The sequence below is a fragment of the Nonlabens sp. genome (genome assembly GCF_965657255.1).
Classification (GTDB): Bacteria; Bacteroidota; Bacteroidia; order Flavobacteriales; family Flavobacteriaceae; genus Nonlabens.
In genome coordinates this window covers 164886-190540 of the sequence record NZ_CBFHNM010000006.1, presented here as the reverse complement: position 1 = coordinate 190540, position 25655 = coordinate 164886, and the positions used below count along the sequence as shown (strand labels likewise).

General features: G+C 34.5%; 21 protein-coding genes. 12 read left to right on the top strand and 9 right to left on the bottom strand.

The genetic code is table 11. The annotated features are described in order from the left end of the window. The first annotated feature begins 525 nt into the window (after window positions 1–525). The 12 genes from ACTF54_RS09090 to ACTF54_RS09035 all read left to right on the top strand — a co-directional run bounded on the left by ACTF54_RS09090 (window position 526) and on the right by ACTF54_RS09035 (window position 15887). Window positions 526–1695, top strand: a complete 1170-nt coding sequence (locus ACTF54_RS09090) for a hypothetical protein (RefSeq protein WP_438969197.1) — start codon at window positions 526–528, stop codon at window positions 1693–1695. A 74-nt stretch (window positions 1696–1769) separates the two neighbouring features. After that, the gene (locus ACTF54_RS09085; protein WP_438969196.1) at window positions 1770–2738 is read left to right on the top strand and encodes a hypothetical protein; all 969 of its coding nucleotides are present in this window, start codon (window positions 1770–1772) and stop codon (window positions 2736–2738) included. A 42-nt stretch (window positions 2739–2780) separates the two neighbouring features. Next, window positions 2781–3950, top strand: coding sequence for a glycosyltransferase family 4 protein (locus ACTF54_RS09080; RefSeq protein ID WP_438969195.1), 1170 nt, complete (start codon window positions 2781–2783; stop codon window positions 3948–3950). A 97-nt stretch (window positions 3951–4047) separates the two neighbouring features. Further along, window positions 4048–4650 carry a sugar transferase gene (locus tag ACTF54_RS09075; RefSeq protein WP_438969194.1) on the top strand — a complete coding sequence of 201 codons (603 nt, stop codon included), beginning with the start codon at window positions 4048–4050 and terminating at the stop codon, window positions 4648–4650. Next, a complete protein-coding gene (locus tag ACTF54_RS09070) occupies window positions 4650–5243 on the top strand; it encodes an acetyltransferase (protein ID WP_438969193.1) in 594 nt (197 codons plus the stop codon). The genes ACTF54_RS09075 and ACTF54_RS09070 overlap by 1 nt, the downstream gene beginning before the upstream one ends. Next, complete coding sequence (locus tag ACTF54_RS09065) at window positions 5233–5763, top strand: sugar transferase (RefSeq protein WP_438969192.1); 531 nt, start codon at window positions 5233–5235, stop codon at window positions 5761–5763. Before ACTF54_RS09070 ends, ACTF54_RS09065 begins: the two co-directional genes overlap by 11 nt. A gap of 703 nt (window positions 5764–6466) precedes the next feature. Then, window positions 6467–7603, top strand: a complete 1137-nt coding sequence (locus ACTF54_RS09060) for a DegT/DnrJ/EryC1/StrS family aminotransferase (protein WP_438969191.1) — start codon at window positions 6467–6469, stop codon at window positions 7601–7603. 170 nt (window positions 7604–7773) lie between these two features. Further along, window positions 7774–8448: a hypothetical protein gene (locus ACTF54_RS09055; protein WP_438969190.1), complete on the top strand. Its 675-nt coding sequence runs from the start codon at window positions 7774–7776 to the stop codon at window positions 8446–8448. Window positions 8449–8605: 157 nt separating this feature from the next. Next, entirely contained in the window at window positions 8606–10561 is a 1956-nt protein-coding gene (locus tag ACTF54_RS09050; RefSeq protein WP_438969189.1) for a T9SS type A sorting domain-containing protein, read from the top strand. A gap of 160 nt (window positions 10562–10721) precedes the next feature. Next, the gene (locus ACTF54_RS09045) at window positions 10722–12671 is read left to right on the top strand and encodes a polysaccharide biosynthesis protein (RefSeq protein WP_438969188.1); all 1950 of its coding nucleotides are present in this window, start codon (window positions 10722–10724) and stop codon (window positions 12669–12671) included. Between the two features lie 61 nt (window positions 12672–12732). Continuing rightward, entirely contained in the window at window positions 12733–13512 is a 780-nt protein-coding gene (locus ACTF54_RS09040) for a polysaccharide biosynthesis/export family protein (RefSeq protein WP_438969187.1), read from the top strand. 2 nt (window positions 13513–13514) lie between these two features. Continuing rightward, window positions 13515–15887, top strand: a complete 2373-nt coding sequence (locus ACTF54_RS09035; protein ID WP_438969186.1) for a GumC family protein — start codon at window positions 13515–13517, stop codon at window positions 15885–15887. Between the two features lie 17 nt (window positions 15888–15904). Here ACTF54_RS09035 and ACTF54_RS09030 read toward each other — a convergent pair whose 3' ends face one another. The 9 genes from ACTF54_RS09030 to ACTF54_RS08990 all read right to left on the bottom strand — a co-directional run bounded on the left by ACTF54_RS09030 (window position 15905) and on the right by ACTF54_RS08990 (window position 25655). Beyond that, entirely contained in the window at window positions 15905–16585 is a 681-nt protein-coding gene (locus ACTF54_RS09030) for a tyrosine-protein phosphatase (protein ID WP_438969185.1), read from the bottom strand. A gap of 60 nt (window positions 16586–16645) precedes the next feature. Continuing rightward, entirely contained in the window at window positions 16646–18028 is a 1383-nt protein-coding gene (locus ACTF54_RS09025; protein WP_347197215.1) for a tetratricopeptide repeat protein, read from the bottom strand. 107 nt (window positions 18029–18135) lie between these two features. After that, complete coding sequence (locus ACTF54_RS09020) at window positions 18136–19320, bottom strand: aspartate aminotransferase family protein (RefSeq protein WP_438969184.1); 1185 nt, start codon at window positions 19318–19320, stop codon at window positions 18136–18138. Continuing rightward, window positions 19310–21016 (bottom strand): OstA-like protein, encoded by a 1707-nt coding sequence (locus tag ACTF54_RS09015; protein ID WP_347203142.1) that lies wholly within the window; start codon window positions 21014–21016, stop codon window positions 19310–19312. The genes ACTF54_RS09020 and ACTF54_RS09015 overlap by 11 nt, the downstream gene beginning before the upstream one ends. A 149-nt stretch (window positions 21017–21165) precedes the next feature. Further along, window positions 21166–21942, bottom strand: a complete 777-nt coding sequence (locus tag ACTF54_RS09010) for a hypothetical protein (RefSeq protein WP_347197218.1) — start codon at window positions 21940–21942, stop codon at window positions 21166–21168. Next, complete coding sequence (locus tag ACTF54_RS09005; RefSeq protein ID WP_347197219.1) at window positions 21942–22175, bottom strand: DUF6095 family protein; 234 nt, start codon at window positions 22173–22175, stop codon at window positions 21942–21944. Before ACTF54_RS09005 ends, ACTF54_RS09010 begins: the two co-directional genes overlap by 1 nt. 2 nt (window positions 22176–22177) lie before the next feature. Then, window positions 22178–22993, bottom strand: coding sequence for an N-acetylmuramic acid 6-phosphate etherase (gene murQ, locus ACTF54_RS09000; RefSeq protein WP_438969183.1), 816 nt, complete (start codon window positions 22991–22993; stop codon window positions 22178–22180). 38 nt (window positions 22994–23031) lie between these two features. Next, window positions 23032–24180, bottom strand: coding sequence for a 3,4-dihydroxy-2-butanone-4-phosphate synthase (ribB, locus tag ACTF54_RS08995; protein WP_347197221.1), 1149 nt, complete (start codon window positions 24178–24180; stop codon window positions 23032–23034). A gap of 32 nt (window positions 24181–24212) precedes the next feature. Further along, the gene (locus tag ACTF54_RS08990) at window positions 24213–25655 is read right to left on the bottom strand and encodes an LptF/LptG family permease (RefSeq protein ID WP_438969182.1); all 1443 of its coding nucleotides are present in this window, start codon (window positions 25653–25655) and stop codon (window positions 24213–24215) included.

Here is a 25655-nt window from a genome sequence, read left to right as displayed (position 1 = left end):
TTTTCTTTGAGTGCCTTGATAATCTGGCTCTCTGTAAATCTACTTTTCTTCATAATGACAATTGATGTTTAAAATTAGAATTTTCTAATTAATCATTGTCCTATTTTTCGGGAAGCCTACATTTTTTGGGAAGCCTACAAAAAAGGGAAGGCTACATACTGTGTATCTATTTTTTATAGAATAGAATTGTTTACTTTTTATTTCAATACCATTTTTTCCTTGTTTGTTTTTTCACTTTTGATGCTTAGTATTACTCAGTATAATTTTTCATTTAATAAAAAATAATTATTTACGATTATTGGTAATTCGAGTTATTCCATTTATTTAGTTCATAATCCTATTCAATCAGCATTGGTTAAATTAGTTACTAAATTTAAGTTTGAAATTAATTCATATATATATATTTGTTTATTATATTATTCATAGCCGTTGTAATCGGTTATTTATATTACAGAGCTTTTGAAAAATACTCAACCAAAAAAGTTAAACATTTAATTTTAAAAACGATAACAAAAATTTAAACACTTGATTGATATTCTAGTTTTTTTATTCGTGATTTTTTTTGGCAACATGGTTCAAAATTCCTTCTCTAAAGGACTCTCCGCTTGGCATAAAAAAAATCTACAACGCTTATGGTTATTCCATTTGTTATTTGGTTGTATTTATTGGCTCTATATTGTATATGGTCCTGGTGGTGATTCTTTAGGATACTATAAGGTAAGTGAAAGCTTATCATTACAAGAGGCTACTTCGTTGTTTTTAACAAATGGTTCAGGAACTTTTGGAATGTATCTGCTAAATGTGTTGCCTTCAAAGTTGATGGGCTTTTTTGGACTTACTATGATTTACACTTTGATAGGTTACATAGGTTTAGGTTGTTTTTATAGGGTGTTTATTAATAATGTAACTCATAACAGTACACTTGGAGCATATCAGCTTTTCCCATTAGTTTTTTTTCTGCCTAATTTACATTTCTGGTCTGCTGGATTGAGTAAGGATACTTTGTTGTTTTTTTGTATTGGAGTATTTGTGTACAGTATGCAGCAGCCGTCACGACATTTATTTAAAATAGCTCTTGTATTGGTGCTTTCTTATCTTGTGAGACCACATATTACAATGTTCCTGATCATTTCCTTTGGGACAGGTTTTGTGCTAGATGGTAACTTAAAGCTGTTCCAAAAAATAATTTTCGGGACTATGTTTTTAATTGCTTTTGCACTGCTTTTTGACAAGATCATGGCATATTTAAAAATTGAAGATCTAGATGCGTCAACTATTAATGATTTTGCCGGGACTAGAGCTACTAATTTAAGTCGTTCTGGAACAGGATCGTCAGTAGATATTTCAAGTTATCCCTATCCTTTAAAAATATTTACATTTTTGTTCCGTCCGTTATTTTTTGATATTAATGGCGTATTAGCCATTGTTGCATCTTTTGAAAATTTAATTCTTTTGATTTTAAGTTGGAAAATGTTTAAACTAAATCCCATTAAAATATTTGCAGCTGGTAATTATATAGTGAAATCCCTATTCATTTTCCTAATCGTAGGGACACTTTCTTTTTCATTGATTTTAGGGAATTTAGGTATCATGCTACGTCAAAAAAATATGTTTATACCAGCTTTGTTATTCATTTGTTTATGGGCTTTTTCATATCAACAACAAAAACATGAAATTAAAAAAGTGACTCACTAGCCCACTTCATGCGTTTTATTACTAAAAACAACTTATTATATAGCTTCATTCTTATTGTTCATACCATAGCAACTATGGTAAACTATTACTATCTTGAAGGCAATCCTAGTGATTCACAATATTACTGGTTTGTAAACAATTCTAATTTTGATTCATCCATTTGGTTTGAATATTTTAGAATAGGTACGCCTTTCATGAGGTGGATTAATTATCCGTTTGCAGTCTTATTAAAATTACCATTCTGGGTAGGCCATTTCCTTTTCAGCATCATAGGTTTGATGGCGGTATTTCAATTATTTAAATTAATTACATTGATAGTTGGAAACTCTTCAGCGAGGTTTAATAGTTCTATAGCTGCTTTATGGTTACTGTTACCCAACTTACATTTCTGGACTTCAGGAATAACTAAAGAAGTGATTTGTTTGTTATGCATCGTAACAGTATTTCTACAAACCTACCTAAAGCAGTGGTGGTCATGGCAAGTGGTGATAGCTGCTATTACACTGGCACTATTGCGACCTCACGTTTTATTAATGCTTACATCTGGAATAGGTGCTGCATATCTCATATTGGTTCCGCTTTCGCGAAAGCGTAAATTACTATATACAGCATTGCTATTCATTATGCTGTTGATCTTTTACCTTATGGTTTGTCAGATCATACATATTGATCCATGGGATATAGATCGATGGTTATTAAACAATCACCGATGGCGAGATTCATTTATAGGTAGTGGTTCTTATGTTCCTATCCAATACTATAATTATCCCTATAAATTATTTACCTTCTTTTTTAGACCATTTTTCTATGATGTAAGCCATCCTTATGGTTGGATTCTAAGTATTAAAAATCTTTTGGTTTTTGGTTTGTTGATTTGGAGTGCTATCAGGTATATCTTAAAGTATAAAATGGTGAAATGGAATGTAACATTGTTAAGTATGTTACTATTTAATATTATAGGTGCATTAATTTATATTCAGCGCTATGCTGGATTGGGTATCTTTGCTCGCACGAGATCGATGTTTATCCCATTTTTTATATAGTAATGTTATATATCATTATAGAATCTTACAAAAAGCCAAAACTTGAATCGCAAGCCTAAACTCATTAGAATCACAACGGTGCCTATCTCTCTAGACAAATTACTAGAAAGGCAGCTCCATTTTATGAATTCCCATTTTGAAGTTACCGCAGTTTCTAGCGATGAGCCGTATCTTTCTGAAGTAGCGAAACGAGAAGGTGTAAATTTTCATCCTTTGGAAATGACTCGTAAAATAACGCCTATAAAAGATCTAATCGCTATTCGGAAACTATATCGATTCTTAAGAAAAGAAAAACCAAGCATCGTACATACCCATACACCCAAAGCAGGTATTGTAGGAATGATAGCATCTGTAATAGCTGGTGTACCTATCAGGTTGCATACTGTTGCCGGATTACCGCTCATGGAAACAAATGGTATCAAAAGAACGATTCTAAACCTAGTTGAAAAACTTACCTATTCTTGCGCTACTAGAGTCTATCCAAATTCTAAAGGGTTGCAAGATTTCATCATCAAAGAGAATCTATCGAAAGCTTCAAAAATTAAAATTATTGGGAATGGTAGTTCTAACGGAATAGATACCTCTCATTTCAAAGATAATTTTGATGATCAATTTAAAAAAGATTTAAACCAGGCAATCGGGATTTCATCTAGAGATGTGGTTTTTGTATTTGTAGGAAGAATAGTAGGCGACAAAGGAATCAATGAATTAGTAGAAGCTTTTACTGCGATAGATCAAACTAAAAATTCTTGTAGTTTATTATTAGTTGGTCCATTTGAAGAGGAACTGGATGCTCTAAATTCTGATACGAAAACAACCATATTAACACATAATAAAATATTCCACGTAGGTTATCAAAAGGATGTACGTCCTTATTTTGCTATTGCAGATGTGCTTACTTTTCCAAGCTATAGAGAAGGTTTTCCTAACGTTGTCATGCAAGCTGGTGCAATGGGATTACCGTCGATTGTAACTCACATCAATGGCTGTAATGAAATTATTACCCAAGATGTGAATGGTATAATCATCCCTGTTAAAGATTCGAAGAGTTTACAAGATGCTATGGTGTCATTGTTAAATGATAAAGAAAAGCGTTTATCATTAGCTGCTCATTCCAGATCGACAATTGTAGATCGATATGAACGCCAGCAGGTTTGGGATGCCATATTGCAGGAGTATCAAAGGCTTTTGAGTTTAAAATGGAACAATTGAATCCTTAATTGTACAGCCGACTAAACAATATTGTATTAATTTTGTTTATTGAGGTAAACATTATGAATGAGAAGGCCTAATTTATCGAAAAGCTAACATGTACAAAACTATCATAAAACCCATTGCAGATTTACTTGCAGCATTGATAGGTTTATTATTGCTGAGTCCTATATTTATTTTGGTCACGACTGGTTTGTTTATAGCAAATAATGGCAAACCATTTTTTACCCAACTACGCCCAGGAAAAAATGCCAAAATATTTAAAATCATCAAGTTTAAGACTATGAATGATAAAAAAGATCCGCATGGTAATCTACTTCCAGATGCAGATCGACTTACCAGCTTAGGTAAGTTTATTAGGAAAACATCGCTTGATGAAATACCGCAGTTACTCAACGTTATTAAGGGTGATATGAGTTTTGTAGGTCCACGACCATTATTGCCAGAATATCTAGAATTATACACCACAGAACAATCGCGCAGGCACGAGGTAAAACCAGGGATTTCAGGCTGGGCACAAGTAAATGGGCGTAATGCCATTAGTTGGGAAGAGAAGTTTGAACTGGACGTGTGGTATGTAGATCATCAAAGTTTTTTATTAGATTTAAAGATTGTATGTAAAACGATTAAAAAGGTATTTGTTTCAGAAGGTATAACCGCTGAAGGACAAGTTACTACAACTAAATTTAAAGGACAGTAATGTATATTTTTGGTGCAAGTGGTCATGGTAAAGTAGTTTTTGATGTATTGACTTCAAAGGGTACGTCGGTTACTGGTTTTATTGATGATAATCCTAATATAACAGAGTTTTGTGGGAAATCTGTTGCGTCAAATCACATACCACAAGAACTGATAATTGCTATTGGGGATAATAAAATCAGAAAAAAAATCAGCAATTTATTTCCTGATGCTCACTTTTGTATAGCCATTGATGCTAATGCCATAGTAGCGGAAAAAGTGACAATCGGAAAAGGTACAGTGATAATGCCAGCTGCTGTGGCTAATCGAGATGTTGTTATAGGAAACCATGTGATAATCAATACTAATTGTACGGTAGAGCACGATGGTACTATTGGTGATTATGCACATATTTCTCCGGGAAGTACGCTATGTGGCAACGTGACTATAGGAGAAGGCACTCATATAGGTGCAAATGCTACTGTCTTACCAGGTGTTGTAATCGGCAAATGGTGCAATATAGGTGCAGGAACTGTGGTTTTAAAAGATATTCCAGATTTTTCAACCGTCGTAGGAAATCCTGGACGCATCATTAAGACGCACAATGAAACGTAGTTTTGATCTAGTTATCGCTACGTTCGTTAGCTTGTTGCTTGTGGTACCGCTAGGCATTAGTTGTTTGCTCTTTGGTATTACCATATTCACCCAAACCAGAATAGGACAACACGGCAAACGATTTACCATCTATAAGTTAAAAACCATGAAAAATGGTAAAGTTACTAGGCTAGGTGAATACCTTAGAAAAACTAAAATAGACGAATTACCCCAATTAGTTAATGTTTTAAAAGGAGATATGTCACTGGTAGGACCCAGGCCAGACCTACCAGGCTATTATGATAAGTTAGCAGGCGAAGACCGTAAGGTACTCCAACTAAAACCGGGACTTACCAGTAGGGCAGCAATTAAATACCGTAATGAAGAGCAATTACTAGCTCAACAAAATGATCCAATAAAATATAATGATGACGTAATATTTCCAGACAAAGTAAAAATGAATTTGGAATATTTAGAAAAAAGAAGTTTCTGGTACGATGTAAAAATCATAGTGCTTACCTTAAAATCTTTATGGCGCTAACAATCTCAGAATTTTTAATTTCGTTATTCTTTATTGGTCACTCGTTACTATAAAACATTATATCACAACCACTAATGCTGTTTTAAGAAAACGGCCTTGGGAAGTCTGTCGTAAAAAATGAAGATACGGAAACGACCAAAGAAAAATCCTAACAGGCAAAAAGGTACTAACTATTGATGCCGTTGATTACAGGCGTAGTGCATTTTTAAAAAGTACAAACTTTATTTTTCTTTAGTTGGAGTATTGAAATTTTTAGACAGGTGTCCCACAGCCTAGATTTTTTTGGTTCGTTTTTGCAGCAATGGCAAAAATGAACAAGCTTAACAACCATTAAATGCCTTTATGATCTGAACAGTCACTAAATAGCTTGAATTTAAATAATAGCGGACCGAAATCATCAATAGAATTCTTAAAAAACGGCCTTGGATAGTCTGTCGTAAAAAATAAAGATACGGAAACGACCAAAGAAAAATCCTAACAGGCAAAAAGGTGCTAACTATTGATGCCGTTGATTACAGGCGGAGAACATTTTTAAAAAGCACTAACTTTATTTTTCTTTAGTTGAAGTATTAAAATTTTTAGACAGGTGTCCCACAGCCTAGATCTTTTTGGTTCGTTTTTGCAGCAATGGCAAAAATGAACAAGCCGAATACCAACTAAATTCTCAACTCATTACAGTACCTTTGTTTATCAAAATTGTTTTATGATAAAAGATAAAATATGGCTTTCCTCTCCACACATGGGTGGAACCGAAAGGAATTATGTAACAGAAGCTTTTGATACCAATTGGGTGGCTCCTTTGGGACCCAATGTTACAGGTTTTGAAAAGGATTTAGAAGTTTATCAAAGAGAAAACACGCATGTCGCAGCTCTTTCTAGTGGGACAGCCGCTATACATTTGGCATTAATTCAGGCTGGTGTCGGACCTGGTGATGAGGTGATTTGTCAAAGTTTTACGTTCTGCGGTACTACAAATCCAGTTCAATATTTAGGAGCAACGCCTATCCTAGTTGATAGTGAGTACGACACCTGGAACATGTGTCCTAATGCTTTAAAAGAGGCTGTAGAAGATCGTATCGCAAAGGGCAAAAAACCCAAAGCAATATTGGCGGTACATTTATATGGTATGCCGTATAAAATTGATGAGATCCACGCTTTCGCGAAAGCGAAACAAATACCAGTAATAGAAGATAGTGCTGAAGCGCTAGGAAGTACTTACAAAGGACGAAAATGTGGCACTTTTGGAGATTATGGTATATTGAGTTTTAACGGTAATAAAATTATTACAACCAGTGGTGGTGGTGCTATGGTATGTCATTCTAAAGCGGTAAAAGAGAAAACCATATTTTTAGCTACTCAAGCCCGTGATAACGCTCCACATTACCAACATAGTGAGGTAGGTTACAATTACAGATTGAGCAACATAAGCGCAGGTATAGGTCGTGGACAGATGGAAGTGCTAGACAAACACATAGATTTACGTCGCAAAATGAACCATTTTTATCAGGACATTTTTGAACATATAGATGGCGTAACCGTACAAAAAGAAAAAGCAAATCATATTTTCTCCAATCATTGGTTAAGCGCCATTTTAGTAGATCCAGCAAAAACAGGTGGTATTACCAGAGAAAATTTAAGGCTGGCTCTAGAGGCTGATCATATTGAGTCCAGACCACTGTGGAAACCTATGCATTTACAGCCGTTGTGCAAAGATTTTCCTTATTATGGATCCAATGTTTGTGAGACTCTTTTTGAAAATGGTCTGTGTTTACCATCAGGATCAAATCTAACCGATCAGGATAGAAATAGAATTAAAAAATCGATCCTTAAAGTTTTTTAAAAGTAATAACTTTAAGTTTTTACGAACAACCGCAACCTAAAAGTAAGCGGCTGTTTTGTTTCTTGGCTTTTTGTAGAAGAAAGTTTACACCTGCCATTAGAGCATCTTTGACCGATTTACAAATAAGTTAGCTATTCATTTCCTTTTCTTCACAATTAATCAATTTAAACTTGAATTCAACGTTGTCTATTGTCCTTACCTTTAATGGTTTTGCCAGTGGTGATGAAGGAATATATTTGGATAACATTGAAGTAGTCGCAAACACTGGAGCGGTGAACCCAGCACCATCAATCACAAACATAACTGGCACACCTAGCATGCCTACATCTAGTGATGTAGTGACCATTTCCGCAGATATTACAGATACAGATGGTATTGCTAGTGCAGTATTGAATTGGGGTACGACTAGTGGCAACTTATCTAATAATGTTACTATGTCTTCGACAGGTAATACGTATACAGGAGATATTCCAGTACAATCTGATGGTACAGAAGTATTTTATAGAATTGTTGCTACGGATAGTAATTCTACGCCAGAAACCACCACTAGCGCAGAACAAACGTATACGGTTTTAGATCCTCAACCTCAAGGATTACAAATTGATGTAGTAGACACAAAATACCTTATCGATTTTGATAATACCGTTACAAATGTGAATAATGGTACATTTGATGGTTCTGGGTTTGCATTAGTGCCTAGTACTGGTCAATTAGATGCAGATGCATTTGCAATAAGTGGTCTTGAAGATGGTACTACAACATTTGGTGATGAACAATCAGGCAACGATTTTGGTAAAGGGGTTTCCGATGGTGGTGTTAGTGCAGGTGGTATTTATGCCTTTTAAGTTGCTGCTAACGACTACGCCTTAGGTTTTCAGCCTACATCAAGTGATTTTACGCCTGGTACCATCGAGTTGGTATTTACAAATAATACAGGGGTAACCATAACAGACCTTGCTATTGCTTATGATGCTTATTTTTATAAAAATGCATCCCGTTCTAATGATTTTACTATCTCATGGAGTAGATTCATCAAGTTTAATATCTATATCAGCATCTAGTGTGTCATCAAGACTTATTGATGATAGCAGTCTATTGTGGGAGAGAAATCTAGTTGCGTTGAATCTAACAGGCCTATCTATCCCTGCTAATGGGACTTATGTTATTGCATGGTCATCTAGTGATCAAGGAAGTGGATCCAGCGATGAAATTGCTCTTGATAACATTCAAATTTTAGCAAATCCGACGAATGCATCAGTAGAAGCTTCAGGTACTGTAGAGTCAATAACTCTTCTTGGAGACCTTGATTTAAATGGGCAAACAGATTTAATAGGTAATTTGAACTTGTTATCTGGTACGCTAACCACTAACGATAACCTTACTTTAAAAAGTAGCGATGGCAAAACTGCTGTAGTAGGGCCTGTAGTAAGTGGTGCTGTTTCTGGCGATGTAACAGTAGAACAATTTTTCCCTGCTCAAAGAGCTTTTAGATTCTTAGGTTCTACAGTTGAAACACCTTTTACATCAGCAGGTACAATTTATGAAAACTGGCAACAAGGTGGTCTTAACCCAGGTGATCCTGGTTATATTCCTGGATATGGGACGCACATTACTGGTGGTTCCATACAGGACGGTTTTGATCAGTCTGGAACCAATGCACCTTCTTTTTTTATATTTGCTAATACAAATCGTTTTTTTTTACCAGCACAGCAGTGGACTGGGGCAACTAGTGCTATTGGTTTTCCAATGAACGATTCTTATCCTACACCTGGCAGTCCTGTTAGATTGTTCATTAGAGGTGATAGAAGTGTTTCCTTAACGGCTGCTGGTCCACAAGCGCCTACGGCAACGACGCTTACCACAACTGGAGAATTACATATCGGTGAATACGACGTAGATTTTAATGTAGGTTTATCCCAAGTTGAAGGCGATTTCAATTTTGTCGCAAATCCGTATCAGGCGCAAGTAAATTTTACCACCTTATATAATGATACAGAAACCAATGATATTTCAGGAGCTTACTACGCATGGGACCCTACCATTGGAGATCGAGGTGCTTATGTAACCTATACAATATCTACAGGTACTAATAATGTTGAAGGTTCAGAAGTAAACGAATTCATACAACCTGGTCAGGCGTTCTTTACAGCAACCGCAGAGGATGATGATGATACATCAACATTATCACCAGTGATTAAGTTCAAAGAGTCTTTCAAGTCAACGAGCTCTAATACTACAGCTGTGTTCCGTAATAGCAACGAATTCATTAGCATGTCTGTTTTTAGAGATGACGAGTTGTCCACTGGAAAGGCAAGAGATGGTATCATCATATCATTTGATGCTAATGGAAGTAATCAGATCAATGCTCAGGATATCATTAAATTTGTTAATCCAGACGAAAATTTATCGGTGGAAACGTTAGGTACTTCTTTAAGTGTAACCCAAAGGGAAGTTCCTGTTCCTGCAGAGCAGATCGATTTGAAATTAAATGGATTAACAGGTGTTGATTATACTTTTCATATCAATAATGCATTGAATTCTATGCAAACCATTTTGGTAGATCACTATCTAGGAGCTGAAACTATTTTATCAGCTGGAGTAAATAATCTTAGTGTTTCTTTTGATACCAATATACCAGCTAGTTTAGATGAAAATAGATTTTCTTTAAAGTTTGAGAACAATGTGTTGACTTTGGATGATTCCGCTTTCGCGAAAGCGGTACAAGTTTATCCTAATCCATTCAATGGTTCTGAATTAACGATAGATGGTCTAATTATAGGCGAGGTAGTACAGATAAATGTGTATAACATGCTGGGACAGGAAGTAGTGGCATTTGAAAACGTAGTGTCTACAGGTAAGGAAACCTTAATCAATTTAAATAACTTGAAAAATGGAGTGTATCTCGTTCAAGTGACACAAGGAAGCTTATCGGCTACCAATAAGATAGTTAGGCAATAACAGGTGAAACTCATGTCAACAAGCTAATGACAGGATTTTGATTTATTTTTAAAAAGTTTGGATTTACTAAAAAAAATAAAGCTTTACTTTTGAATTTTTGATAAAAAAACGACCGTGTGGATACACGGTCTTTTTTTTTGTTTTACATTTGTTAAAGAAAATGAAAGTAAATTACTTTAAAAATAGAATCGCTCAAATATTTTGGAATGGAGATAATTCTCTTCAATTCAGTAGTTTGAGATACCTGCCTCGATGGGTGGTGATTGCTATTGATTTACTTTTAGTCGTCATATCATTCTATATTTCATTTCTACTGTTAGAAAATATCAACGCTAGTTTATATTCGGTGCTATCGATTTATCAACAAGCTTTATTTTTTATTCTTGTTTATCTTGCATTCTTCTTTGTTTTCAGCACGTACTCAGGACTCATTAGGCACAGTACTTTTGTTGATATTTTTAAAATTGCATTAGCCTGTTTATCAGCATCTGTTTTAATTATTATTGTTAACTACAGTTACGATTTTTTATATGATGAGAAGGTGTTTTTAATGCCTTTTCTCATAATCAACACTTCAATTACTTTTGCAAGCTTACTTTCTTTTAGGGTGGTAGTGAAACGATTTTATTCATTTGCTTCTCAAAATAAGCAAAAAAGTTATAAGGTACTGATAGTAGGTGTTGACGATGAAAGTATCGCGTTGGCAAAGGCTTTAAAAAATTCAAAAAGTCAAAATTTTAATTTAGCCGGTTTTATTTCTTTTAGAAAAGAGCATCAAAGAATAAAAATTTTAGGAAAACCTATCATTAGATATGGGAATAAATTTTATGAAAAGATAGCACCTATGAAGGTGAGTGGTCTGATCATAGCTGGTTCTCAATTATCGACTACACAAAAAAATGAGTTGGTGGATAAGGCTCTTGCTAACCATTTAAAGATTTTTAATGTTCCAGAAATTACACAATGGTCAGATCAAGAAGATGTGAGTTCAAAAATAAAACAAATTCAGATTGAGGATCTTTTAGAGCGGGATGCTATTCAACTAGATGACTCTCAAATCTCTAGTTATTTAGAAGATCGGATCGTTTTAATTACAGGTGCCGCAGGCTCTATAGGTAGTGAAATGGTGAGACAGGTTTCTACTTATCACCCTAAATGCGTTCTTATTTTAGACCAGGCTGAATCACCTTTGTATGACTTAGAGCTGGAATTGAAGGATCAATTCCCTAATGTCGCGTACCAAGTAGTTTTAGCAGACGTAAGAAGAAAAGATCGATTGGAACAAATTTTTAAGGCAAATAAAATTTCAGTAGTCTTTCATGCCGCTGCTTATAAGCACGTGCCTATGATCGAGAAGAACCCTAAGGAAGCGGTTTGTGTAAATATTTTAGGAACTGTTCTTCTAGCAGATTTATCTGTAAAATATGGAATCGATAGATTTGTTATGGTAAGCACAGATAAAGCGGTGAATCCAACAAACGTTATGGGCGCGAGTAAAAGAGCTGCTGAAATGTATGTTCAATCTTTACAACAACATGCCAAGACAACTACTAAGTTTATTACCACCAGATTTGGTAATGTACTAGGTTCGAATGGGTCTGTTATACCCTATTTTAAAAAACAAATAGAAACAGGTGGACCAGTTACGGTGACTCACCAAGATATCATCCGTTATTTTATGACCATCCCAGAGGCTTGTCAACTGGTCTTACAAGCGGGAACGATGGGTAATGGAGGAGAAATATTTGTATTTGATATGGGTAAGCCAGTAAGAATTATGGATCTGGCAGAGCGAATGATCAAACTTTCAGGTTTTCAACCTTATGAAGATATTGATATCAAGATAATAGGTTTACGACCAGGTGAAAAACTCTTTGAAGAATTGTTAAGTAATACATCTACCACGCTGCCTACTCATCATCAAAAAATTATGATTACTATCGACAGTTATTTGGATTATGAAATCGTAATGAACCATATTCATGAAATTACAAACGCAGCAATAAATGAGGATGATGTAGCAGTAGTGAGTAAGATAAAGCTTCTGGTTCCTGAATTTATTAGTAAAAATAGTGTTTTTGAGCTATTGGATAAGGAAGTTAAAGTTTAGAAAGATGTATCTTTGCTCGCCAAAAGATCTTTTAAGAATAAAATAAAACTTATATCTTTTTATGAAATTAATTTATCGTCTTAGAAAGGTATCTATACTCTTATTATTGCTTCTTCTTTCATCTTGTGTTTCCAGAAAAGAACTCGTTTATTTTCAAGATTTGGAACAGGTTTCTAAAGTCGTAGAGTATAAAAACCAAGATATACTAAAAGTCAATGATTTACTTGAGATAATTGTTGTTAGTGAGAATATGAATGCTGCAAAGCCATTTAATTATTTTGCTATCGAAACCAATAGTAATGGAGATGATCAAAATACCTTTTCAAGGCCACAATATGTAGTAGATAGTAATGGTGAAATAAACTTCCCGCAACTAGGCAAAATTAAAGTGGCAGGATTAAGTCAAAGGGAACTAGAGAATTTTCTTGAAAAACAATTATTACGGTATTTAAAAGACGTCTCGGTAAATATTAAATTACTCAATTTTAAATTTACGGTATTGGGTGAGGTCAGTGCACCTGGAACTTTCAATGTTCCTGAAGGTAAGATAACTATTTTACAAGCGCTAGGTTTAGCAGGAGATCTTAATATTAAAGCTAAAAGAGATAATATACTAATAATAAGAAATGCTGAGGGTAGCCAGGATACCTTCAGAATAGACCTTACTAAGAGCGATGTTTTTGCATCAGATTTCTATTATTTACAGCAAAACGATGTTATTGTAGTTGAACCTAACAGTGCTCAAGTACGAGCTGCCGGAGACAATACCTTTTACACACAGCTAGCACTATCAATTACATCATTAGCTTTAACACTTTTTATTGTTATTGATAGAAGATAATTATGAAGGACTTACCCAATAAGGAATATCAAGGTACTGATAATTTAGACCAAATTTTAAAACCGTACTTAAGTAGATGGTCCTGGATGCTGTTATTCTTAGTCTTATTTCTTGCCGCTGCTCATATTTATTTGAGGTATGCCGACGATGTTTATGAAGCATCAACAACTATACTTATCAAAGACACTCGTTCTGGCGGTGGGATTTCTGAGTTAGGAGCATTTTCTGAAATAGGTGTTCTAGGTTCTAATTCTAATAGTATTGAAAACGAAATTCAAATCTTAAAGTCCAGAAGATTGATGTCGTCTGTATGTAAAGAATTAAATCTGGGTACTAATATTTATAGAAAAGGTAATTTTAAAAATTTAGATTTATACCAGTCGCATCCTTTTATAGTTCACACTTTTGACAACAATAATGTGGATAGTCTTATTTCCACCACCAAGTTTGAAGTGGTTATTCAGTCTGATAGTACCTATAGTTTTAGAAATAATCAACAGGAGGATTATAAAGAATTTACATTCGGTGATATACATAAAACGTTGAATAACAGTTTTATATTGGTGCCTGATTTTAGTGTTCTTGAAAAAGTGATAGGTTTAGAATTGATGGTGCAGATAAAAGACCCAATAATGGCAAGTTTATCATTCTCTGGTAAATTGCAAATTACTGAAGCGGCAAGAAGTGGAAGTGTTCTCAATTTAAAAATATCTGATCAAGTGCCTGCTAGAGCAAAAGATATTTTAAATGAATTGGTTAAGCAGTTCAATATAGATGCGATTAATGATAAAAATATTGTTGCTTTAAACACGGCACGTTTCATTGATGAACGATTAGATGCTATTTCAATAGGTCTTGATTCTACAGAACTCAAAAAACAAGACTTCAAAGAATCACTAGGTTTAACCGATATTAGTGCTGAGGTGATGATGAACTTACAAGGTTCACAAGAGTATAAAAAACAAGTTTCTCAAATTGATACTGAAATACAAATTATCAATTATTTTATCAATTATATTAAAGAATCAAATAGTAAAACTACTTTACCAGTAAATGTAGGTATTGCGGATAGCAATCTAAATGGCTTGATCAACGAATACAACATTGCTTTAATTGAATATAATGAGTTGCTAGAGTTTTCTACTACCGAAAATCCTACGGCTATTAATTTGAAAGAAAAAATAGATCTTTTAAAATCAAACATTATAAGTTCGATTTCGAATTATCAAAAATCACTCTCTGTTAAACGTCAAAAAATCCTTGAGGAAAGTAATAGGATCAGCGGTAGAATTGCACAAATACCATCAACGGAACGTATAAGTAGAGACATTGAAAGAGAAAGAGAAATTATTGAGTCTATTTATCTCTTCCTTCTTCAGAAAAAAGAGGAAACAGCCATATCATTAGCGGTTACATCTCCTAAAGCAAAAATTGTTGATGCAGCATTTGATCTTGGTAAAGTAGCACCACAACCTTTAGTCATTTATGCAGGTAGTGCGATAGCAGGATTTATATTGCCAATAGTCTTTATTTATATAATGGTATTATTTAATAACAAAATTGAATCCAGAAAAGATATTCAAAGGTATTTACCTGATATGAATATTCTGGGAGAGGTACCTAAATTAGATAGTGATACATTGGACTATATAGTACCTAATGACCGTTCTGTCCTTGCAGAATCATTCAGAATCATACGAACTAATCTACAGTACAAGTTAAATGCTATAGATCATGATAAAACTAAAGTGGTTCTAGTAACATCCACTGTTAAGGGAGAAGGAAAGACCTTAGTTGCTTACAATATTGCAAATACTTTTGCATTTTCTGGTAAAAAGGTATTATTAATTGGAGGTGATATTAGAAATCCGCAATTGCATAGGTATTCTTCTGATAAAGTTTCAAAAAGAACTAAAGGTGTTACAGAATACCTTGTAACTAATGAGTTATTATTGGAAGATTTAGTAATTCGATCTTCTTTAAATAGCAATCTTGATGTCATATTATCTGGCGCAATACCTCCTAATCCAGCTGAGCTTTGGATGCAGGACAGAACTAAAAAGCTATTTGAAGAAGCGAGAAATAATTATGATTTAGTAATCATTGATAGTGCACCAACTATTTTAGTAACAGATACGCTATTAATCAATAAATATGCAGACGTTACCGCATACGTTACTAGAGCCAGTTATACAGATGTTTCATTATTGGAGTTTGTTTCTGATACCATTGATCAAGGTAAGTTGAGCAATGTAGCTGCTGTTATAAATAATGTGAAGCTAGCTAACTTTGGGTATGGAAATAAATATGGTTATGCTTATGGTGCAGAAAAGAAATCTTTACTGAAAAGATTAAAATCTGTCTTCAGTACCTAAGCAACCGACTTTGTATTTTAAAAATCAAAAACAAGCTTGTGGTTATCTACAAGCTTGTTTACAAATGGAATTTGTTTCTTTTTAATAGTTATTTCCTTGATTTTTTCAATATGCTCCACTTTATGGGCATCGGTCCCAATAAATTCATACAGGCCTTTTTCTAAAAGTTCTTTTGCTTTTTTAAATGCTTCATCACCATAATGTTGAGTTAAAGATAATATATTAAGCTGTAGGTCAAAACCTCTTTCCTTTAGGTTTTTAAAAACCTCTAAAGATTTAAAATAGCGATAACGTTCAGGATGCGCAAGAATAGGGATTAAATCTTTTTGATTCATCTTGAAAACCAGTTCTTCTAGCTGATCAGGTCTTTGAAAGTAAGATAATTCAGTAAGAATATAATTTTTATGAACACATAAGAAGTTTCTATCCTCTAGAATTTGATCAAATTGAGAATCCATCATGTATTCTGATGCAGCTTTCATAATAAAGTCTCTGGTATCTGTTGCCGCTAATTCCTTTTTAGTAAATAAATGGACTTTTTCTATTTTCTCTACATCATTATGATAATAGTCTTCCATGGTATGCGGTGTTGCGATACAATTCTTGATACCTATGGATTTCATAGCTCTTACCATTTCAATAGTCGTATCCAAATTAGGAGCACCGTCATCAATGCCAGGAAGTATATGATTATGCATATCTGTAATTCCCTCTATCAAATCGATAAGGTAGACAGATTTATGAAAGAAAAACATGAATCATAAATTTAATAGTTGTTGTATTTCAGGACTTTTATATTGTTGTGGAAAAAGCTCTTCTATGATAATGACATAATCAGGATTGTTTTTGAAAGCATTTTGTAAATGAAATTTTCCTTTCACATTTTCACCATTTTTGAAGTAAAGACCTGCTATCCTATACACAAGTTCTACTTCATCAGTATAAAACTCTAAGCCGCTTTCCACATTTGAAATAGCAGCATCAATTTCACCCAAATGGATCAATATATCACATCTATTGATCCATGTGGATAATTCATAATTACCCAATTCAATAGCCTTTCTATATCCATATTCTGCTTCTTCTATAAAATTGAGCCTACGATTTATGGAAGCATATTTTGTCCAGTAAAGCGCGTTATCTGTATCGATTTCTGTCGCTTTTTCTATATAATTAAGCGCTTTTTGATAGTCCAGTTTCTTAGTATAGAACCTTACAATAGATAACCATCCTTTATCAAGTAGAGGATCTTCTTTTACACACTGTTTGTAATAACCAATAGCCTTTTCGTCATTGCCTAATTTTTCATAGCATTTACCAAGTCTTAGATAAGCAAAAGAGGTAGGGTCATCAAGTTTTAAGGTAATATGATAATTTTCGATAGCTTCATTATATCGTCCTAATTTTTCTAGAACTTTACCTTTCTCAAGATAAGCACCTACAAAATGATCGTCAGATATAATAGCAAATTCAAAGGCAGCAAGTGACTTTTCATACATTTTGATATCAAAGTACTGTTTGCCTACTTGATGCCACGCCACCTCACTATAGGGGTTTTTATCCAAAAATAAGTTTAAGAAGTCTATCGCTTGTTCGTGTTCTTCCAGAAAATCAAAGCAATAAATAATATTATACAAAGCAGAGTAGTCTGTGTCATCTAACTCTAGGCATTTCATAAAATTGACCTTTGCATTAGAATAATCTTCTATAAACAAAAATTCCATCCCAATTAGATTATAGACGTCTGCTTGATCTATGGTTAGATCTAAAGCTGTTTTCAATAATTCAATAGCTTTGTCGTGTCTTTCTGTTTTTGAAAAGATATTAGCCTTTTGAATATAAATTTCAGAGTTCTGTGGTTCAATTTCAAAAAGATCATTTAATACATGCTCAGCTTGTGCAAACTGATTGTCAAAAATGTACATTTCAGCTTTAAAGAGTTTCAAATTTACAGCACTTGGGTGCTGGGATATGCCTAATGCGATCGCTTTGCGAGCTAGAACCATCTTTCCTTGTTCTAGGTAATGCTCGATTATTTGTTCAAATTCGCTACTGTCAAAAAAGCCAATTTCGTTGGATTTCAACATAAGTTCAAATTTTTTGATACTCAAATCTCCGTCATCATTTAAATCAAATTGCATACACAGAATATTAAGAATTCTAGTTTTACTAAGTTCAAATTTTTTGACATGATCTTGATATAAACCAGTAATCTCTTGTCAACAACTTATAAACAGAGTCTTTTATATTAGTTGGGGTAAAATAATTCTGTTACTTCCAGTAGCGTCTGACAGGCAAATTCAATTTCAGAATCGGAGACGGTATAAGGTGGCGTTATCCTTATGGCGCGTTTTTCAAATAGTAATAAAAAGAAAATTACACCTCTGTTTCTACATTCATTAACTATTTGACTAGTAAATTGATCATCTGGAAGTAAAGCTATAAGCATAAGACCTTTACCTCTTATTTCAGTAATGTTTTTATGTTGTAAGCTTTCGCGAAAGCGTAACTCTTTGCCTAACATCTCTTCCATAAACTTACCTTGTTCTATAGCTTCCAGCGTGGCAACTGCTGCAGCTGCAATCACAGGATGACCGCCGAAGGTAGTTATATGCCCCAACATGGGTGCTTCTTTGAAATAAGACATATGTTTGTTACTGGTAGTCAAAGCGCCTATAGGAAGTCCACCAGCAAGGCCTTTTCCAGTTACTACCATATCTGGCACAATATTATGTTGCGTAAAGTAAAACATGCTTCCGGTACGTCCTATACCTGGCTGTATCTCATCAATAATAAGTAAAGTATCTGTTTCTTTGCAGCGTTTACTTAATTCTTGCATCCATATCTTACTAGGTATTTTAAAACCAGCGCCGCCTTGAATACTTTCTATAATGACCGCAGCTGTTTGCTTTGTAATCAATTTAAGATCTTGCAAACAGTTAAAGTTAATGTGACTGATATCTGGAAGTAATGGTCTGAATGGGGCTTTGCGCTCTTCATAATCCATGAGACTTAAGGATCCCATAGTATTGCCATGATATGCTTTTTTCATCGCAATAATTTGAGAATTACCAGTAATTTTGCGAGCTAATTTTATAGATGCTTCAATAGCTTCTGTCCCACTATTTACTAAATAAGTAGTTTCCAAAGGATCGGGAAGGAGAGAAGCCAGTTTTTTACATAACTCTACCGCTGGTTCTTGAGCGTATTCTCCATAAACCATGACGTGCATATAGCTATCCACTTGTTTTTTAATGGCATTGGTTACCGCTGGGTGACAGTGACCTAATGGTAGTGCGCTTACACCAGCTACCATATCGAGATATTTACGACCGTTTTTGTCATAAATGTAATTTCCTTTTGCATGACTTATCTCCATACCAGGCGCAAAAGGAGTAGTTTGGGCTTGGTAATGGTAAAAATCATTTTTCATCAGCGTCTTTTTCTTTTCTAATTGCCTTGGGTGTGTCCGTGGTTCTTGTTTTCAGATCTTTTTCTTTCAACCTAGAATTCTCATTAATCTCAAACTTTTGATTTTTATCAAAGAAGTCCTCTTCTAATTTAGGTAAAGGTATTCCTTGAATAGGTGTCAAGATAGGGAGTGGTTTACCTTTAAACAAATCTTCTTTAGTCAAGATCATGTCCTCACCACGCCATATAAAACCACGTAATTCTCTTGCATTTTCTGGTAACTCTTCAGGTTTATAAGTGATATCATTAGATTCATTATAGAAAGTAGTGGTGGACACTTCACTGTCTTTAAATACTACTTCCCATCTACCACTAGTACCTTTATTAATACCTATAAGTTCACCATCATCAGTTCTGGAATAAACAAGATTCTCTACATTTTTATACATGTTGATCACCTCTAACTGGCTGGAGTCATTAAATTTACCAATCAGTTCTTTACCTTTAATTTGATTAAAACCACCGCTGGTATCTTGGTCTACTATAAAAGCGTTATAAAATACACGTAAACTGTCTAGTCTTTCTGTTTTGGTATCGCTTTGAATGTGTATGGTGTCTCCGGTCATTTGGCTTTTGCCGCTCCATAAAACAGGTTTTCTGAGCATTTTTGTGAGTCCAGTACTTTGTCTTGTAATTATCGAATCGCAACGACCACTTAAATCACTTTTGAAAAGTCGTACATCATAGAAACCTCTAACAATTCTATCATCTTCTGGGCCAGTGACCATTAATTTATCTGCATGGATGTAAACGCTGTCCTGATCTTGAATGGATATTGCAACGGCTCTTTTAGTTATGAAAACAGAGTCTTTTGCCCGATAGACTTCAGCATAATGACCTTTTATTATAGATTTATTTATGGTATCTGTAACCACTATATTATTGGTTGCACTAGCAAATGCATTACCTCTATTAAAATATAAGCTGTCACCAGTTACCCTACGGTTGTTATAATCGATTTTAGAATTTTTGATAAAATAACCTTCATCTGCTCTGGTATCATAAAAACCTCGCTCGCAATACACCGTGCTTGTGGTACCTTTTATGGTAGATGGTCCATACATATACGCATGTCCATTTTCTGTGTAGAAATTAAGGTGATCGCTATCGATAGTATATTCTGGATTTGTCACTTTTACGTTGTCAAGAAATTGATACCGTTTTTCTGCCATGAAATAACGGCCTATTCTACTTTTAAGAGTACTCGCGGTATCTTGAACGGTTCCACCACTTCTATAATAAGCTTGTTGTTTTACACGATCAAAAAATAAGGTGTCGGTTTTTAAAGTAGTACCAGGATTTTTCATATCTACATTACCACTGGCAAAAGCAAATTGGGATTTCCCATTATATTCAGCATATTTAGAGCTCATTCTAATAGTATCTCCTTGATTCATTCGTACATTATCATAAATACGTATGAAGTTATCCTTAGGATAAAATACAGCTCTATCACACCACATCTTAATTCCTTTATGTTGCACGTAAACTTGATTATTTCTACTTCCAGAATAAATCACGGCACCAGGAAATAATTGTTCATCAATTTGACTCAGTCCACCACTAGAAGAAACTTGAATCAATGAATCTGTTGCTACATTTTGAGAAAAAGCAGTTAAGGAGAAGAAACTAAAAATAAAAACAAATAAGTATTTCAAATAGAATGGTTTTGATGGTAAATAACTAAAATAATGCCACGTTACTTTTGATTGCTTTTTAAAAATTGTCTGTTTTAATTAAAACGTTGCTCATTACAAAGCCTTACTTCTTAACATCAATCAAAGAAATCACTTTAAATAGAAAGCAATTATTTTGAACTAATGAACCAGCTTTCTGGTTTTGTATTTATGTCTAGATTCATAACAGATGTTTTGGCAATATTTTCAGTTCCTAAAGAACTTTCAGCCAGTTCCTTAATTTCATAACGTATTAAGTTCCATCCTTTTTTAACATCTAGACGATAAGAGTCTGTTCGGGAATAAATCTCTTCCGTACCATCTTCAAATAAGTAATCATGTATTGTTTCCCCATTTATGGTAAAAGGATCTTTAGCATAAATATAATAATAATTGAATCCTGTTTCTGGAATGGCATCCTTAGTACCAACGACATATTTAACAAAGTTTTCGCTAGAAGCTGGATATATAAAGGCGCTTTCATTATCTGAAGAAACTTCAAACCTATAATATTTACCTGCAAAGGCTAATCGAGCGTCTTTACCAGTAAACGATAAAGCATCTGCATTAGGGAAACTTTCTAAGGCTGTAGTATACTTAAGATTATAGTCAGCTACAGGAGAAGAATTGTAAGCTTCAAAAGCTTTTTCAGTGACTTGGTCAAAATTCCCTGGTAATTCTATTCTAAAGCTTCCGTCTTGTTGTAAAGTTCCTTTGATGGAAGGATCAACAAAGTATCCCATAATATTAATGTCGCCATTCATACCATTAGAATTCTCTAAAGAACTTTCAATGATAAAGGAAGACTCTTCAATTATTTTCTCTTCTGTTTTAGCACTTTTCTCTTCGCCAGAAGGCTTGCAACTTACTAAAGTGATAATAACAAAAAGTAATATGGATTTATACATTATCTTGTTTTATTTGACTTAAACATAGCGTCTAAGATCAGATGGATTCCTTGAAATATAAAAACTACAGCGAGAATGGCAAAAACAATTCCTGGCATTAAGAAAATGATAGGGTGCTCTGATCCTGCGCCTATATAAATAAGAATAGGACCTGCAAAAATAAATAAAACGCTCAATGCAAGTCTTTTGATACCTTTTACTAGAACTTCTCTATCTGTAGATGGTTGTGCCATAATTAACAAATTCCTTGTTGAGCGATCGCGTTTCTCACACTACCATGATCTAATAAAAGCTGGCGTGCCATTTCATAATTAATTCCAGTAGCTTCCATGATCATGCGCGTACCACGATCTACAAGCTTGTCATTACTTAACTGCATATCCACCATTTTATTACCTTTAATATGGCCTAATTGTATCATGACACTGGTGCTGATCATGTTCAGTATCATTTTTTGAGCGGTGCCAGCCTTCATTCTACTGCTACCAGTCACAAATTCTGGACCTACAACAACAGCTATTGGAAATACAGCTACTTCGTCCAGTGGACTTCCGGCATTGCAAGTAATGCAACCTGTTGTTATATCAAGCTTATTACAAGCTTTTAATCCACCTATTACGTACGGTGTCGTGCCACTAGCTGCGATACCTATCACTACATCTTTATTAGTGATATTATATTTCTTAAGATCTATGATCGCTTGTTCAGCATTATCTTCAGCGTTTTCTACCGCATTTCTTATCGCAAGATCACCACCAGCAATAAGTCCAATAATCTTATCAGGCGCCACACCAAAGGTCGGTGGACATTCACTAGCATCCAGAATTCCTAATCTGCCACTGGTTCCTGCGCCTATATAAAAAAGTCTTCCACCATGTTTCATTTTGGCAACAATAACCTCTACAAGTGCTTCAATTTTTGGTAGTTCTTTTTCTACTACTATTGCCACAGTTTGATCTTCCTTATTGATATTTTGAAGCAGCTCTTTGGTGCTCATCTTTTCCAGATGCTGGTAACGAGAATCTTGTTCTGTAACTTTCTTAAATGCCATGATGGTAATTCCGCTTTCGCGAAAGCGTATTTAAAATCTTAATAAGAGATAATTTCTTTGATCTCAAGGCCATAACCTATCATACCAATGCGTTTACTTTGCTCTGAATTAGACATCAATTTAAGTCGTGTGATATTAAGATCGTGCAAAATTTGAGCTCCGATGCCGTAATCTTTATTATCTAAATGACGTCTAGGTGCTTTAACCTCACCATTTTCTTGAAGATCCTTAAGTTCTTCTAGTCTGCCCAACATATTTTCAGGTTCAAATTGCTGATTGATAAAAACAATCGCGCCTTTTCCTTCCTTATTGAGCGTGTCAAACATCGCATCAATTTTACGATCTGCCTCGCTGGTTAGAGTAGAGAAGAGGTCGTTATTTACTTGCGTAGAATTCATACGTGTTAAAACGGTATCTTCTTGATTCCAGTCTCCTAAGGTAAGTGCAATGTGAATTTGATCGTTAGTCGTTTGTTGATAAGCACGTAGACGATACTCGCCAAAACGTGTTTTCAACATAAAATCTTCTTTCTTTACGATCAGGCTATCGTGTTTCATACGATAAGCAACGAGATCCTCTATAGAAACCAATTTTAGATGGTGTTGTTTTGCAACTTCTACCAGTTGTGGTAAACGTGCCATGGTACCATCTTCATTCATGATTTCTACAATCACGCCTGCTGGTTCATGACCGGCAAGTCGTGCAAAATCAATGGCAGCTTCTGTATGTCCCGTTCTTCTTAAAACACCACCATCTTTTGCCTTTAATGGAAAAATATGACCAGGCTTACTGAAATCATGAGGTTGGGTGTCTTTGTTTATCATGGCCTGGATAGTTTTTGCTCTATCACTAGCACTTATTCCTGTGGTAACGCCGTGACCTCTTAGGTCGATAGAAACTGTAAAGGCGGTTTCCATTGGGTCAGAATTATTATTTACCATCATGGCAAGTTCTAACTCTTTTGCTCTAGACTGTGTAAGTGGTGCACATATCAAACCGCGACCATGAGTAGCCATGAAATTAATCATCTCTGGTGTTGCAGACCTTGCACTAGCAAGAAAGTCACCTTCGTTTTCACGATTTTCATCATCTACTACGATGATTACTTTACCATTTTTAATGTCTTCTATAGCATCTTCAATACGATCGAGTTGAATGGTCGTTGAAGTTTTTTCTTGCATAATCATAAACCAAAATCCTTTGACTACAAAGATAAGGATTAAGCTATTGTGCTAGGAGATTTTGGGCGTTTTTTAAACTTTGAAAAAAGCTTTGCAAAGCTAAATTCGTTACTGAATATTCCTTGATCTGTAGTCGCTCTATAGGTGAGATAGATGCCTATAGGGAAAATAATGAATGTGCTTAACCATGCACCTAACCATGCTGGGAAAGCACCTTCTGTAGCTGCTTTCTCTGCAAAAATCCCGATAAAGTGGTAGGTAAGGAAGAAAATTGTGGCAACAACTAGTGGTAATCCCATACCACCTTTTTTAATAATAGCGCCTAATGGTGCTCCTATGAAAAATAGAATAATACAAGCAATACCCAAAACGTATTTTTTATGAATTTCTATTTCATGTTTAGCGAGCCTAGATTCTTCTCCTTTTAATTGAGATTCTCTATTCTTAACGGAAGACTTTTGACTGCGTATTTTAGACATTGCTGCATCAATGGCTCTTCTTTGATTAAAAATTTCTAAACTAGCCAGTAAATCTTCTGGATTTTCCTTTACGGTATCCAGTTTTACTCTGCGATTTATGATGTTAGGCGACCAGGTATTATGTTGATTGGTCCTATAAATTTTATAATTATTTGTAAGCGCTAATGAAAAGGTGTCGATACGATTATAGAGTTCATTTATTTTAAGCATTCGATGATTATCAGTAACTGTTTCATCGTTAATGTCTACTTTATTTAATTTAGATACATCAATGTTTAGGGTATAACTATCAAAACTACTTCTTACAAAAGGTGATGTTTTATTTTTGCTTAATTGCCTGAAATACAGATCTTCATAGTAATTTCCGTCTTCAAGAACTAGTTGGATTACATTAGACTTTAAAGAGCTTTTTAACTCGCCTCTTTTACTTTTAATAACGGTACGGTTACCGCTTTTCATAGAGTTTTTCTTATGAATAATAACGTCAGTGAGAAATTCACCGTTTTCACCGCTTTTATCGGCAACTTTAATATTGATGTCACCCAACTGATTAAAAGTTCCTTTACTGATCGCCATCGCAGGTTTAATTTTTGCAATATTCCCACGTAAATTTCTTTGCTTTAAATGTCCCCATGGAATAACAGAATTAGCAAAAAGAAAAGAGGTAATGCCTATTCCTAAGATGACGATGGTTAATGATCTCATGGCTCTTTGTAGAGAGATTCCATTAGATTTCATCGCAGCAAATTCATAGTTTTCTGCCATGTTACCAAAAACCAAAATAGCTGCTAATAATACACTTAAAGGTAAGGCAATAGGAACAGCAACAGGAGTAGAGTAATATAAAAATTTAACTATAGTAACTACATCCAGATCTTTACCTGCTAGCTCTTTGATATATAACCATATGGCTTGCAGGATAAGGATAAACATTAATACAATAAAGACGCTTAAAAACGTCTTTATGTATTGTTTTAATATGTAGCGATCTAGTATTTTCAA